Origin of the sequence: Catenulispora sp. GP43 (assembly GCF_041260665.1) — a bacterium.
Lineage (GTDB): Bacteria > Actinomycetota > Actinomycetes > Streptomycetales > Catenulisporaceae > Catenulispora.
Window position 1 is genome coordinate 67,792 of record NZ_JBGCCT010000045.1, and the last position, 13,539, is coordinate 81,330.

The 13,539-nt window shown below is 65.9% G+C and carries 14 protein-coding genes and 2 pseudogenes; 9 read left to right on the top strand and 7 right to left on the bottom strand.

Annotation, left to right across the window (positions count from 1 at the left end):
- Positions 1-9 precede the first annotated feature (9 nt).
- Positions 10-145, top strand: a pseudogene (locus ABH926_RS49685) (helix-turn-helix domain-containing protein); the annotation flags it as partial.
- A 194-nt stretch (positions 146-339) separates the two neighbouring features.
- Here the strand turns inward: ABH926_RS49685 and ABH926_RS49690 are convergent.
- Both ABH926_RS49690 and ABH926_RS49695 read right to left on the bottom strand, forming a co-directional pair.
- The gene (locus ABH926_RS49690) at positions 340-1,674 is read right to left on the bottom strand and encodes a hypothetical protein (protein ID WP_370374413.1); all 1,335 of its coding nucleotides are present in this window, start codon (positions 1,672-1,674) and stop codon (positions 340-342) included.
- Positions 1,671-2,288, bottom strand: coding sequence for a SigE family RNA polymerase sigma factor (locus ABH926_RS49695; RefSeq protein ID WP_370374414.1), 618 nt, complete (start codon positions 2,286-2,288; stop codon positions 1,671-1,673). The genes ABH926_RS49690 and ABH926_RS49695 overlap by 4 nt, the downstream gene beginning before the upstream one ends.
- 272 nt (positions 2,289-2,560) lie before the next feature.
- On the opposite strand from ABH926_RS49695, the gene ABH926_RS49700 reads away from it, so the two are divergent.
- From ABH926_RS49700 to ABH926_RS49710, 3 genes are read left to right on the top strand one after another with little or no spacing between them, the layout of a single operon-like run.
- Positions 2,561-2,899 carry a hypothetical protein gene (locus ABH926_RS49700; protein WP_370374415.1) on the top strand — a complete coding sequence of 113 codons (339 nt, stop codon included), beginning with the start codon at positions 2,561-2,563 and terminating at the stop codon, positions 2,897-2,899.
- Entirely contained in the window at positions 2,896-5,124 is a 2,229-nt protein-coding gene (locus ABH926_RS49705) for a hypothetical protein (protein ID WP_370374416.1), read from the top strand. The genes ABH926_RS49700 and ABH926_RS49705 overlap by 4 nt, the downstream gene beginning before the upstream one ends.
- A complete protein-coding gene (locus tag ABH926_RS49710) occupies positions 5,124-5,729 on the top strand; it encodes a hypothetical protein (protein WP_370374417.1) in 606 nt (201 codons plus the stop codon). The genes ABH926_RS49705 and ABH926_RS49710 overlap by 1 nt, the downstream gene beginning before the upstream one ends.
- Positions 5,730-5,774: 45 nt before the next feature.
- Here ABH926_RS49710 and ABH926_RS49715 read toward each other — a convergent pair whose 3' ends face one another.
- Both ABH926_RS49715 and ABH926_RS49720 read right to left on the bottom strand, forming a co-directional pair.
- Positions 5,775-6,017: a hypothetical protein gene (locus ABH926_RS49715; protein WP_370374418.1), complete on the bottom strand. Its 243-nt coding sequence runs from the start codon at positions 6,015-6,017 to the stop codon at positions 5,775-5,777.
- 6 nt (positions 6,018-6,023) lie between these two features.
- A complete protein-coding gene (locus ABH926_RS49720) occupies positions 6,024-7,154 on the bottom strand; it encodes an IS630 family transposase (protein WP_370374419.1) in 1,131 nt (376 codons plus the stop codon).
- A gap of 166 nt (positions 7,155-7,320) precedes the next feature.
- Here ABH926_RS49720 and ABH926_RS49725 point away from each other — a divergent pair, with 166 nt between their 5' ends.
- The 4 genes from ABH926_RS49725 (at position 7,321) to ABH926_RS49740 (ending at position 8,999) form a co-directional block, all read left to right on the top strand.
- Positions 7,321-7,902 carry a hypothetical protein gene (locus ABH926_RS49725; protein ID WP_370374420.1) on the top strand — a complete coding sequence of 194 codons (582 nt, stop codon included), beginning with the start codon at positions 7,321-7,323 and terminating at the stop codon, positions 7,900-7,902.
- 289 nt (positions 7,903-8,191) lie between these two features.
- Entirely contained in the window at positions 8,192-8,335 is a 144-nt protein-coding gene (locus tag ABH926_RS49730) for a hypothetical protein (protein WP_370374421.1), read from the top strand.
- Between the two features lie 200 nt (positions 8,336-8,535).
- Positions 8,536-8,724 carry a hypothetical protein gene (locus ABH926_RS49735; protein ID WP_370374422.1) on the top strand — a complete coding sequence of 63 codons (189 nt, stop codon included), beginning with the start codon at positions 8,536-8,538 and terminating at the stop codon, positions 8,722-8,724.
- Between the two features lie 50 nt (positions 8,725-8,774).
- Positions 8,775-8,999, top strand: coding sequence for a hypothetical protein (locus tag ABH926_RS49740; protein ID WP_370374423.1), 225 nt, complete (start codon positions 8,775-8,777; stop codon positions 8,997-8,999).
- 100 nt (positions 9,000-9,099) lie between these two features.
- On the opposite strand, the gene ABH926_RS49745 is transcribed toward ABH926_RS49740, so the two are convergent.
- The gene (locus ABH926_RS49745) at positions 9,100-10,116 is read right to left on the bottom strand and encodes a hypothetical protein (protein WP_370374424.1); all 1,017 of its coding nucleotides are present in this window, start codon (positions 10,114-10,116) and stop codon (positions 9,100-9,102) included.
- A 516-nt stretch (positions 10,117-10,632) separates the two neighbouring features.
- Here ABH926_RS49745 and ABH926_RS49750 point away from each other — a divergent pair.
- Positions 10,633-11,942, top strand: a pseudogene (locus tag ABH926_RS49750) (IS110 family transposase).
- A 117-nt stretch (positions 11,943-12,059) separates the two neighbouring features.
- On the opposite strand, the gene ABH926_RS49755 reads toward ABH926_RS49750, so the two are convergent.
- Together ABH926_RS49755 and ABH926_RS49760 are read right to left on the bottom strand one after the other, a co-directional pair.
- Positions 12,060-12,638 (bottom strand): hypothetical protein, encoded by a 579-nt coding sequence (locus ABH926_RS49755; protein WP_370374425.1) that lies wholly within the window; start codon positions 12,636-12,638, stop codon positions 12,060-12,062.
- A 12-nt stretch (positions 12,639-12,650) separates the two neighbouring features.
- Positions 12,651-12,947: a TRM11 family methyltransferase gene (locus ABH926_RS49760; protein ID WP_370374426.1), complete on the bottom strand. Its 297-nt coding sequence runs from the start codon at positions 12,945-12,947 to the stop codon at positions 12,651-12,653.
- Positions 12,948-13,539 lie beyond the last annotated feature (592 nt).

A 13,539-nucleotide genomic window follows, 5' to 3' on the forward strand; every position in this document is an offset into this window, starting at 1 on the left:
CAGTGCTAGTTGGGTTCGGTGGTGACCTGGCGGGCGGGCTCAGAAGAGGCCGGTGGCGAAGGTCGCGGAGGTGACGTTCACCAACTCGGACAGGGTCCGCGACGTGATCCGTAGCTTCAATGCCGACGGGTTCGACTCGCTGCACGGCAACTCCCGGACCGACTCGACCAAGCCTCGCAGATCCCGCCCCTCACGGCCGCCGCGACACCACCCCGAGTAGCATCCGCGCCAGCGAAGTCACTAGTTCCGCGCCGCACGACCGCTCCGCTCCACACGCTGAAGCCCCCGGAACGATATATGCCGGGGGCGGATACAGCCAATACAAACCAGATGCTGATGTCAGGGCGCGTTGAAGTACAACGTGCCCACGACCTTGCCATCGGAGTCCTGGCAGATCACGGTCGCCAGCTTCCAATCCGGCTTGGCGGTGTCCGGCTTCACCAACACGAAGTACGGAATGTCGCCGTGGACGGTGAAAGCCTTGCCGGTGAGCTTTGTCGGCTGGTCGTCGAATGTGGCCTCGACGCTGACCGTTCCGGCTGGCACCGTGCTGGTCAAAACCGTCCCGATGGGCAGCTGCGGGGCGTGGCCGTGGGTGCCGTCCGTCGGGTAGAGGCGGTCGCTGTGCCAGGGAGCTGCTTTGTTGGTCGGCGGCTGGTTGTGGATCAGGCTGCCGTCCATCTTGCAGGTGACGTCGGCATTGCCGGTCAGCGGGCTGCCGTCGACGGTGAACGCCCAGTAGTCGCAGTTGTCGTTGACCTTGCTGCGGAAGATCGATCCACTGTACTCACTGAGGATGGCGAAGTGCAGGGCCCAAGCGTGATCGTCGACCTTCCCCGAGGCGACAACCCTGTCGTTGATCTTCGCCAGCGGCCCGTACGGATCCTTTTCCGGATGATCGGCGAAGTCCCTGAGGAACGCCGCGAACCGGGGGTCCTGGAGCGTCGTGCTCAAGCCGGCCGGAGTCAGCCCACTGTCATTGGAGGTCGTGCCGGCGCGCACCGTCAGGTTGGCCGCCACACCGACATGGGTGGCGTCCTTCTGGCTGTACGTGATGTCCGACTGGAGGACGGTCAGCGGCTTGCCGCCTGAACCGTACAGATCGCCGGGAACCCAATGGCCCGGGCCCGCGAGTTTGTACGCGCCGACCAGTCCTCCGTTCGCGACCGGTTTCGACGTACAATCCGACATCTTCGTCTTCCAGGGCGCCGACATCCCGCAATAGCCGGAGTCTGGACCCGTTGTGGCAAAAGCCCCAGTCCGCAGACTCAGCGCCGCGTCCAGCACATGTCCGCGGTACGTGATCCGCAGCGGGAAAACGTCAAACCGGTAGTGTCGCGCATTCGGGTCCGTGCCGCTGTACATCGCAGCACTGACCTTCGCCTCCGGAAGTATCTGCCCCAGCACTTGTCCCAGCTGGTCGGTGAAGGTGTTCGTTACCGTCGGCGGCCCCGCGGGCTCCGCCGCCGACCCTCCCGAGGTCTGTGTCCACGCCACCGCCGCCACGGCCGTGGCCGCCATCGCCAGTGCCCCCGCCCGCTCCACCCGCCGCCGCACTCGCCGTCGCAGCCCTGCCCGCAGGATCTCCTGCCCAGGCAGCGGTGGCGCCGAGGCATCGGCGGCCATGCTCTGCACCGCGTCGCGGACATCGTGTTCGGTCGTGATCTTCTTCACTGGGCCACCTGCTCTCGGTGTTCGAGGACGTCGATGCGCTCGCCGTTCTTGGGGGGCTCGACGGGCTCAGCGCCCTCGGTCGCGGACCCGGGGCGAATGCCGCGGCCACTCGCTTCCGGCATCTCAACCCGACCGGCCCGAAGCCTCGCCAGTGCCTTCGAGCTCTGGCTCTTCACCGTCCCGACGCTGCACCCCAGCGCCGCCGCGGTCTGCGCCTCCGTCAAGTCCTCCAGATACCGCAGCACGATCACCGCCCGCTGGCGCGGCGTCAGCTGCGCGAGCGCCTGGGCGACCTCGTCGCGGTCGTGCAGGGACTCATTCGCCGCTGCGGCGGCGGCGCTGCGGCGTTCGGGCACCGCAGACGTCAGCACCTCCCGCACGCGTCGGCGGCGGCGGGATGTGCGGTAGACATTGATCAGGATCTTGTGAACGTAGACCGTGACGTCGTCCGAATTCCGGATCCGTGGCCAGACGCTGTAGGCGTTGGTCAGTGCGGTCTGGGCGATGTCCTCGGCGTCCTGCCGGTTCCCGGTGAGGACGTAGGCGGCGCGGACCAGCGGGTGCCAGCGCGCCGCCATGAAATGCTCGAAATCTGTCTTGTCTTTCTCATGCATGGGCAACCTCCCGCTGTACACAGTCCCTCGGGGTGGGGAAGGTTGCCGTCGCCCCGCCACGCTAGACGACACGCCGTCAGCGTGCGGAAGGACCGCGCTGCGGACTGACTGCTTGGCCCTGACGATCGCTGCCCGGCCTGACGACCACCGCCCCGATCCGCGCTGGCGCGTGTGCCTGCTGATGCGTAGTCCGACGTTCACTGATCGTGTTTTCGGCGTTGCCAGCTCGTCGGGTCCTCAACTAGGTTAGGCGGCGCTGCCTGACGGGGAACGTGAGTTTCGAAGGCTTCTGTGTTTCGGGGGACAACGTGGCAGATCTATATATCGACGGCCAGGCGCTCAGCGACTTCGCCGGCCAGCTCAGAGGGTTGCTGGCAGACTTCTCGACGCCCATCATGCCCTCCTGGCAGGGGGTTTGCGACGGATCGATGCTGGACGAGCTCACAACTTTGTCTACCACCGACCACACCTGCGGTGACCGTCTGAACAGCTATCTGGCGGGCTTGGAGAAGTACGTGAATCAAGCCGCGCAGGCTGCCGAGAAGGCGGACAGCGACATCGCGCACGCGGCTCCATCGGCGCCGCACGGCCGATTGGCGGCGGCATTTTGACGGCGAGCGAGTCCGGCAGTGGCTCCGCAACGCTGCCCAACTACGACCCGTGGGACGGCGACCCGTCACAGTTCGACACCGTCGTCGCCAACCTCATCAAGCGCGAGGCCGACGTCACGGGCGTCCGCCTCGGAATCGCCAGCCTGCTCGCCGATCCGAACTTGTCGATGTGGCTCGGCAAGAGTGCGGACGCGTTCCGCAACACACTCGATCCGGTGCCGACGATGCTGGACCAGATGGCCACCGCCTACACCGACGCCGCAGACGCCGTGCGGGCCTACGCCCAGGCGCTGCGTGACGGCAAGGCGGCGTTCGCCAAGGTTCAGTCGAGCATGGAGGCGCAGGCGGGTCCCGACACGAGCGGCCTGGCGACAGTGCTGGCCTCCCAGGCCGGCGATGCGTCGGCCGAGCACGATAAGGCGAAGCGGACGTGCGCGAACAAGCTGGCTGTGGCCGATCAGGACCTGCGCGGTGTGGCGGCCAAACTCGCGGCGAAGGACTTCAACGACTTCGGCGCGGCCATAGTCGCCAACGGCGGCAGCCTGGCGGACCTTGCCGGCCTGGCGAGCATGGGCATGGACGTGTACAACGCCCAGGTGGACGCGGTCAGCTTGGCGCTGACTGGCGGTAAGGGCGCCATCCCGCCGGATGTGCTGCGTACCGAGGTCCAGAACATGCTCAGCACCTACGGCGACAACCCGGACTTCTGGTTCACCTTCGGCCCGCTGGTGTCAAAGTTCCCGGGCTATCTGCTCAGCCACGACAAGCTGCCGGACGGCAGCCTCCCGCCGGAAGACCAGGCGCTGCTCACGATGATCGGCCAGGCCACGGCGAAAGCCGCGGATGCTGGGAGCATGGCCTCGGTAGTCGCCAACACTAGCGACTCGGACCTCCTCGGGCTCAGCGCCATTGTGGCCGCGGCTGGCGGCGGTCAGGCGTTTGGGAAAGGCCCCGGCGCCGTGTTCCTGAGCGACCTGGTGACGAAGCTCGTGAACGACTCGAGCAACTTCCAGGACTCGAAGGCCTTCAATACGGCTCTGTCCCAGTCGTTAGAAGCTGCCGCGCAGGATGGCGATGCCGTCCGCTTGGCCCTGTCCAGCGCCGACGGGCAGCAGCTGGTCACGGAGCTGTTGCAGGGATCTGTCTCGTTGAACGAGCTGTACGGCACCGTCGGCGGGTCGTACACCACGACTGTGGGACCGAAGTTCACGGACGCGGCGGCGATCTCCGCATTCTTGAACGCTGGACTGATGCAGCAGCGAGGTTCCGACCCCGTGGCCATGCAGGAGATCCAGGCCGCGATGAACGTGATCCGGGCGGCTGCGGCGTTTCACGGGTGGGATCCCTCGAACGCTTCCATGGCGGCCGAGGTCGGGCCGCTGCCGGACTCCATCACGCAGGCATTGATCCACTACGCAAGCAACAACTCGCTCGATCTTGCGCTTTCTGCGCAGAGTCACAGCGACGGCGTATCAATGGTCAACGTCGGACCAAACACCCCTTTCTACAACTTCACCGTCACGCAGGACGAGATGAAGTCCTTCCTTGGGTTGGCCTTAAAGGACCCGAAGGATGCCGCCGCTTACCGAGGTTGGCTTCAGGGGTCGTATGCGGGACTAGTCCAAGCTGCCATCCAGGGTGGTCCGAAAAGTGACTGGACGCGGCCCTATTCATACCTCATCACCGACACTCAGAAGATCATCGACCAACAGCAACTGGACTCGGCCGGTCACGCCGACGCCATGGCAGCCAACCATCTCATGGTGTTCAATATGTTGACCGGTGCCCTTGGCAATGCGCCCGGCGGGGAAGCGCTGGGCATCGCGCAGACTGTCGACGGCTTCATGCAGCCGCTGGCCGGGTCCCCACCGACGACCGACGGCGGGCTGCTGGCCCATTTGTTCGACCAGTCGCACACTGCGAAGGCGACAGCGGATACCCATCAGGACGACATCAACCAGATCCAGCACATGCAGGTCCTGGTGACCCAAGGAGCACTAGACTCCGGACGGCTGACACCCGACATGCTCAGTCCTGGCGTCGTCGTGGACGGCAAGGTGCAAGACAACGCGGACTTTCAAACGTGGTATGGAACGCTTGGATCAAAGCTGACTCTGGGCCCGCCGGTATCTACACACCCAGATGCTCTCGACAAGGCGCTCGGGTCGCCGCCTTCGTTGCAGGACTACGTCAACGAATTCACGAGTGCGCTGGAGCTCAACTGATGACTGCCTTTTATCGCCGCAACCTCACCTGCCTTGCTGCGGCGGTAGTGGTGGCATCTTGGACCGCTGGGTGCGGCAGCGGGAGCAAGAGCGGCGGGGCGCAGCCGTCAGCAACGGATGGCATACCCAGTCCGAACTCGACAGTGGTCGCCACACAACTTGTTCTGGACACCGGGACTCTGTCTGCCAGCGATGTTGATCCCGGCGTCGTGGTGGATGGCGTCATCAAAGATGGCGCTCAGTTCACCACGTGGTATGCCACCAGAACGGCAGACATGCTGTTGTCCAAAAACTCAAAGGTGCTGCTCTCGGACGAGGCCGGCAAGGTTACGACGGCGATCAACAGCATGGGGAAGCGGCCGACGCCGGACGGCTTGCACTCCACGGCGTTGGAGATTCTGGCGCAGGAGCTAGTCGATGCGAATCTGATCAACGCTCAGACGCTCGGTGGGGCTGTCGACTCCGCGGGCAAAGTTAGTCTAGGAAGTGCCTTGAACACCTGGTACTCGGCACATCAGAACGACATGCTGCCCGGCAGTTCGACCGTGGCCTACTCGACCGAGGAGTCACGGATTGTCGCGGTGCTCCAGCGCACACCTTCCTGACAGCACGCCTGCCCGAATACAAAGGCTCGATGTGGGTCGAACTGGCTACCGCGGCGTCGGGCGCCGGGTTAGCTGGTCGGCCAATGTGTACGTACTCGGATCAACCTCGAACCCCGCCGCCTCGAACCGTACGTCGAGCAGGTTGAGGGTCCGGCGGACGGCGTCGCGCCTGCCGAGGCTGGCCTGAGCTCTCATGATGCGCCGGTAGAGGTCCTCGTTGAGTAGGTCCTGGTCCAGCAGCGCGTTGAGCGTGGCTAGTGCGGTGACCGGATTGGTTCGCCGGTTCATGTGTTGTCATGCGGCCAGGGCGAGGTCGCCTCGGGCGCGTCCTCCCCAGCGCAGTCCCTTCTCGCTGCGGACCCGGGCGCGTTCGCGGCGCTGGGCGGCGATCACGTCGGGGTGGCGGCTGTGGGCGTTGCGCCAGGTCAGGTAGGCGTGCAGGTCGCGGGTCTGCTCGGCGTGGTGGGAGCGGTGGGAGTGGGCCATGGTGAACTGCCGCAGCGGCCTAAACTGCGCCTCGATCGGGTTGGCCCAGGAGGCGTACGTCGGAGTGAACAACAGCGTGACGTGGTTCGCGGCGGCCCAGGCGCGGATGTCCTTGTTCTTATGCGCCGACAGGTTGTCCAAGATGATGAAGATCTGCTGGTCGGCCGGTCGCGTCCGCCGGATGCTCTTGAGTGCGAGCAGGGTGTTGACCGCGCCCTTCCTGCGCCGGTTGATCCCCCACAGCCGGTCGGCACCGATGCTGTAGCAGCCGTGGAAGTAGGTCACCCCGTGCGTGCGGTGGTAGGTGGCCGGCAACCGCCACGGATGCCCGGCCCGGGCCCAGCCGGCCCCGGCCACCGGGCGGATGCCCAGCGGCCCGAAGTCGTCGAACGCGAACGTCGCCTCGGCGTGGTGCTCCAGCGCGTCCTCGATCGCGGCCAGCTTGGCCTCCTTGTGCGGGTCCGGGGGCTCCTTCCAGGTGCGGGTGCGCTGGAAGGTGACCCCGCGCCGGGACAGCAGCGTGCGCAGCGTCTCACGCCCGATCCGGATCGGGCGGACCGGGTCAGCGGCGAGGTGCGCGGCCGGCTTGCGGATCGACCACCGGGTGAACGGCGCCCCGGACTTCCCGGGGCGCTGGCTGGCCACAGCCACGACGTAGTTTTCGTCGTCTTCACTGAGCAGGCGGGCGCGGTGGCCCGCCCACCGAGGGTCCAGGCATCGAAGACCGATCTCGTTGAACGCGTGGATCACATCGCGCACCGTGTCCTCGTCCGCCGCCACCAGCCGCGCGATCGCCGGCACGGTGTTCCCACTGGACGAGGCCAACACGATCATCGCCCGCCGATACCGCACCGGACTGGCCGACCCGCGCCGCACAATCCGCAACAGCCGCTGACCTTCCTGATCGGTCAGCCGCCTGGCTTTCACTCGTTCCGCCATCAGTGCCTTTCCACTCGATGAGACGATCCATCCCACCAAAGCAGGCAAATGCGACAGCTATTCCCGAAGCCGGTGGACCAATCCGGTCACCGCACTAGCGGAAGTCGTCGGCGAATACCGATACGCCGGACCGGCCGACGATGATCCGTATCGCCATTGTCGTGAGGTGCGCTGGCTGTCGACCATCGAGAAGACGGCCGCGCTCGATATGGCGACCCGATTTCGGGGCACGCTCGGTCGCGTGCTCGGCGACAGACTCGAAGCAGTTCTGGCGGCGTTCTCCGTTTCGCAAGCGTGGCTTGCCTTCGAGGAGGATTTCGACGTCGCACCGACCGACATAACTCCGGTCCCCACGCAGGACGACGGCCAGGCCCGCGCCGACGCGCACAGTGAGCACAACTCGACCGTCAACCTTCTGAAAGCTGAAGCTCGTGCTCAGGGATACAAGACCGTCAAGTCGACGACGGGTGCGGACGTCGCGTGGATGTCGATCGGCGACGGCTGGCTCACCGTGTGCGAGGTGAAGTCCGTTGAGGGCTCGAACGACATCGATCAGCTCCGTCTCGGCCTTGGCCAGATCATCGACTACCTCGATCAGCTTCGCGACTACGAACCAGGCGTCAGCGGGCTGCTCTGGACTTCGCGCGAACCACGCGACGCTGAACGATGGCGACGGATCTGCGGGGAGCACGGCGTCACGCTTGGCTGGCCGGGGCAGGAGCACCTTCTCGCGACACTGGCTACTTGATCGCGTGAGCACCTATTCTGTCAGCCTCGGCGTACCGCGCAACCTGATCTTCTTCGTCGCCGGACTACTGTGCACCAACCGCACGAAGCTCGGAACGCGCCGGGCGCCCGCAAACTGACCTGTTACCGTCAGGCAGTTTTCATCTTGGCCTGGATGTGGGACGGCGGTGACATCGAACGGCTCGGCGCCGGCTTCGGACTGGCCCGCACCACAAGCTACGTCCGCCACGCCGAGGGCTCCAAGTGATCGCCGAACAGGCCCCGAACCTCGTCGAGGTCCTGGATAAGCCGTGCGTGACAAACTGCCGTTTCTGATCCTGGACGGCACCCTCGTACCGATCGACTGGGTCGAGGGGAGGAAAGCCTCGCGGAAAGGCCACGAGATCGACGCCTGGCATTCCGGGAAGACCCACGAGTTCGCCGGGAACATCTAGGCGCTCATGACGCCGAACGGCATCCCGATGTGAACCTCGGAGGTGTACCCCGGCAGTGAACACGACATCGCGATGGCCCGCGCCGAAGTCCTCACGATCGCCGAACGGTTCCTTGCCGAGCTGCCCACGCGCGCCGACAGCAGGGTACGAAGGCGCAGGCTGGGGCGTCCACATTCCGGTCAAGCAGCCCAGCGACGGCAATGACCTCGCCGACGACCTACAACCGGCTGCTGCGTGGATTGCGGTTCCAGGGCGAGCGCGGCTTCGCGCTGCTGTTCGGCCGATGGAAAGCCCTCGCGCACGTGACGATGAGCCCTTCCAGGATCGGCGACCTCATGCGGGCCGCACTCGTCCTCACCCAGTTCGAGCACAAGATGGTCTGGCGATAGTTGTCGAGATCACCTCACCGAACCAGGGCGTGGTACCAGCCTGACTGCTCGTGACGGCCGATGAGCACCTCGCTTCAGAGATCGAGGCGAACCGGGCTTTGGGCTCGTCTGCGCTGCGGCGCGTCGCCCCGACGGTGCTGGTGTCAGCCGCCGGCCCGGTCGCTGTCCTGGACGCGCTCCGTTTCGCCGGCTACGCCCCCTCGGCACATCAGGCCGACGGGGCCGTCATGGTGACCAGGGCTGTAAGCCAACGGCTGCGCGTGAACGCCGGTTGACACCGGCGCCCAGGGGATCGGCGCACTTCGTGCGCCTCAACCTGACAAGCTTTGTGGTGAGCTGCGCGCGGCATGACGCTGCCTGCCCGTCCAGGCCCTGCTACGTCCCGTTCGAGAAGGCGTCAGCTCGGGTGACCGTGATTCCCCGCGGCCAGGGGCGGCCTGCGTTGGCTGCGAGAGCGTCCGTGACTTGGACACAGACCGCCTCGGGATCCTCCTTGATTCGGGTTGGTGCGAAGTGAAGAACCGCGAATCCGAGTGCCGTGAGCATGGCGTGCCGTTGTTGGGTTTGGCGCCAGTCTTTCGGGCTCAGATGGTAATCCGCCGAGTCGACCTCCGCGACGAGGCAGCTGCCAACCCACAGCGCATCGGGAACCGCGACTATCCTTGCGGTCGCGGAGTCGCGCAGGACCGCGTTCCATCGAGGTGCAGGCACACGGAACCGGATGAGCGCCTCGCGCATCCATGCCTCGGCCGGCGAACGGACGCCCTCGCCGATCTCCAACGCCACCTGCTGCGCCAGCCGCGAGCGACGCATGGGTCCGTTGGCGACCTCCTCGAGGATCTGGGCCGGCGTGCAGAATCGGCGTTGCACCGCTTCAGCCAACGCGGCCCGTACCTCGTCGACGTCCTCCGACCGGCGTGCCGCATCAATCAATGCCCGTACGAAAGGAGCGCAGGCCATTCCGCTCCGTGTGACCTGGCCAGGCATCCGGGACGTCCGCTCGATGACGACGTGGCCTGTGCTAGTGCGCAGACTGTCGCAGGGCACGAGCACATGGATCCGGCTCTGCCGTGGCAACCGTCGCACGCCGTACAAATCCAGTGCCGCGGTCCCTGTGAGCAGTGCGCCCCCGGTGTGGTCCGATCCGCAGTACAGTAGCGCGGAGCGCATCAGTTGGTGCCGAGAGGGCGGCCCCGTCTGCGTCAAGTAGGTCGAGGGGAGGATGCGCTGCCACGGCCCGCCCGTCGTCGTGCGCTTCCGAATGACCCGCTCGGGGAATCCCAGTTCGGCGAGTTGGCGATGAGCCACCACGTGATCTTGCAATCTGATCAGAGTATTGGCGGCAGCTGTGTAGTATTCTTCCGCACTGGTGTGCTTATGTGGGCTTTTCATGGTTCGACTGTCAGTCATCGATCCCGTGGGTGCAATACGAGTCGCTGGACCTGTGGATAACTTGTAATCCTGTGGATAACGGTGCCTCGGGAACGCGTGACTTCGGGTCTCGGTCGTCGCGGTCGAGGCTTGTCGCAGGCTTCGCCTCCGTGTGCTCCTGGCCGAGCGCCGTAAAGCCGTCCATCCGCGAAGCTAACAAGACTGCTTCACCGCAGGTCAGCGATTTAGCGGGCCTATGGGCCGCGCGGTGGGTAGCGAAAATTCGCCCACTGTGCGGCCCAGCACGGGGCTGGTCACCGCGCTGGCAGGGATGGACGATGTCGGTGTCTGTTCCGGCTGGACGCCGTTGCCTCTGTAGTGCCGGTGAGCTTGTAGGTCAGCGTGGGCGCTGGAGGGCGCCACGGGAACCGTGGATTGTTGCCTTGAGCACGTGTGTCAGATTCCTCGACATCCCTGCCCTCCCCGGGACGGACGCCTTCGACGTCCGCGTCTCGGGGGAGATGGGGAGGCACGACAGTGGATGTGGTGCATCAGCGTGTGGCAGCGCTGGACATCTCCAAGACCGACGCCAAGGTCTGCATCCGGGTGCCGGGCAAACGCAAGGGCACGTTCACCCGCGAGGTGACGACCTGGGGCGCTACCACGAACCAGATCCTGGCGCTGCGCGATCACCTGGTCGCCGCCGGGGGTCACGCTGGTGATGGAGGCCGTTCTACTTCGTGCTGGAGGACGGGCTTGAGGTGATGCTGGTCAACGCCCGGCACGTGAAGAACGTCCCGGGGCGCAAGACCGATGTCTCCGACGCACAGTGGCTGGCGCAGTTGGGGGCGCACGGTTTGGTGCGCGGCTCGTTCGTGCCGCCGGAGCCGATCCGGCAGTTGCGGGATCTCACCAGGGCCCGCACCAGGCTGACCGGGGAGCGGTCCCGGGAGGTGCAGCGGCTGGAGAAGTTCCTGGAGGATGCCGGGATCAAACTGTCCTCGGTTGCGTCCGACATCATGGGCGTCTCCGGCCGCGCCATGCTCGAAGCCCTCATCACAGGGGCCTGCGACCCGGCAGGGCCGCCGGATCCGGCCGTGCTGGCCGACCTGGCCAAACGCCGCCTGCGCAGCAAGATCCCGGCGCTGGTGGAGGCGCTGACCGGACGGTTCACCGAACACCATGCGTTCCTGGTCCGGCTGCACCTGGACCAGATCGACCGGCTGACCGCAGCCTTGGACGCCCTGGCAGAGCGGATCGAGGCGCATATCGCGCCCTTTCGCCCCGTCGTCGAGCTGCTGACCACGATTCCCGGCGTCGAACGCTACGTCGCGGAAGTCATCATCGCCGAGAGCGGCGGGGACATGACCGTGTTCCCCACCGCCGACTACCTGGCCTCCTGGGCCGGGGTCGTGCCCGGCCATCGGGAGTCGGCAGGGAAGAACAAGTCCGGCAAGACCAGACCCGGCAACAGCTACCTCAAAGGCGCCCTCGGCGTTGCCGCGTTCGGCGCGGCCGGCACGAACGGGACCTGGCTCCAGGCCCGCTACCGGCGCCTGACCGCCCGCCGCGGCCCGCTGCGCGCCCTGGTCGCTATCGAGCACTCGATCCTGATCGCCGTCTGGCACATGCTCACCCACCACGTCCCCTACACCGACCTCGGCAGCGACTACTACACCCGCCAGAACCCCGACCGCGCCGAACGCCGCGCCGTCGGCGTCCTGGAAGCCCTCGGCTACACCGTCACCCTGGACCGCCTCGGCCTCGAACCGGTCGCCTTAGGCGAACCACGCACCAGCCGCCACGGGGCGATCCGTCACGCCCGGATCGCCCCACAACCCCGCTGAGCTGCGTCTATTTTCGTGTCAGAGGGCGGACTGGGTTGTTCGTTAGGGCCCTGGTCCAGTGACGCTCGGTCGCGCTATGGACATCAAGGCTTTGGTTCGAGCGCTTCCGAAATGCGGCTACCGTTTGGTCAGCACCAGGACGTCCTCATGCGCTGGGACGTGCAGCGGGAGGCCGTTCTTGCGCGCGTTCGCGGTGTTGACCAGTTGGAAGAACGACGCTCGTGCGGTCAGCCCGTCGTCCGAGACGCGGGCGAGCAGTGCGACGCAGCGCTCCCACGGGGTGAACCCGGCGTCGATCGCCGCTGCCAGAGCCATCGTGGGGATGTCGACCAACGCCCCGCCCCGCCGAATGGGACGGGCGGTGATCGCCAGGAATCCGCCGGGCTTGAGCAGCTTGCGGCAGCCGGTCAGGATTTCGGTGAAGCCGGCCATCAGGTCCTCGAGGCTGCGATGGGCGAGGTTGGCAGGGTCGCGGCTGTAGTGGTGGTCGAACTTCTCCACGTTCGGCCGCCCGGTGTCGCGGGTGGAGCGGACCTGCCCATGCACCGAGTCCCCGTACGGCGGGGACGTCAGAACGAGCGCGGCTCGGCCGTGGACGTCGGGGGAGACGAGCTCATCGATGTGCCGGGCGTCGCCGCAGATAGCCGTCGCGCCGCCGGTCGCGCCCTGGTCGGCGGCGTGGTCGATGTTGGCCAAGGCCAGGTCCGCCTAGCGCTGCTCGTATTCCACGCCGATCGCGTCGCGACCGAGGTGGATCGCCTCCACCAGCGTGGTTCCGATTCCGCACATCGGGTCGATGACCAGGTCGTCGGAGCTGGTGTAGTGCTCGATGGCGTGTCGAGCGATGGCCGGCAGCATCTTGCCGGGGTGCGCCATGGAGGCCGGGAGGTAGCGTCCGCGGCGCTGCGTCCTAGAGTCCTGCTGGCCGGTGGTCCACACCGACAGTGGTAGATCGGCGGTAAGTGGATCGAGCTCGGGGAACGGCAGGGCGGGTTGGATCGTCAAGGCGGTCTCCCACGCGGTTGAGCGGTGCATCGCGTTCGGCCGTTTGCGATGCGGGTCAACCACATGGGCCGGAAATGCGTACCCTTAGGGTCACGGCCGGTTGCGTGACCCTTTGCCGGAGCTACCTGATGGTTCTGCGGTAAGGAACCAGAATGATGGGGACCCACAGAGATGGGCATTGATCTGACCCATTTCAGCACTGACAGACCTCGAACAGTCCAGCCGGGATCATCTGACTTGATATCTTGATGGTCATCGTGCAGGTATGGCTTGTGGGGTGATGCTGGGTCCGGATCAAGGCAGGGCGGGGATCTTCGACTTGGAATCCACAGTGGTGCTTGCGTATCTGCACGTAGCGCCGGTTGCGGCATCTGCTCTGCGGCGTAGTCACCTATGCCAAAACCGTCTAGTTTGTGGGCGTCAGCTAATACTGCAGCCGCACTTGGTGGTTAGGGTGGGGTCTGGCCGCGTCGTCGGAAGTGGCTGCGTTGAGCGCGTTTTGATGATGACGGCGCCAGATGCTCCAGCCGATTGTGAACAGCAGGTGCTGGGCCTGCGTGCCGATCCGGGTGAATAGGCGGCGGATCTCGGC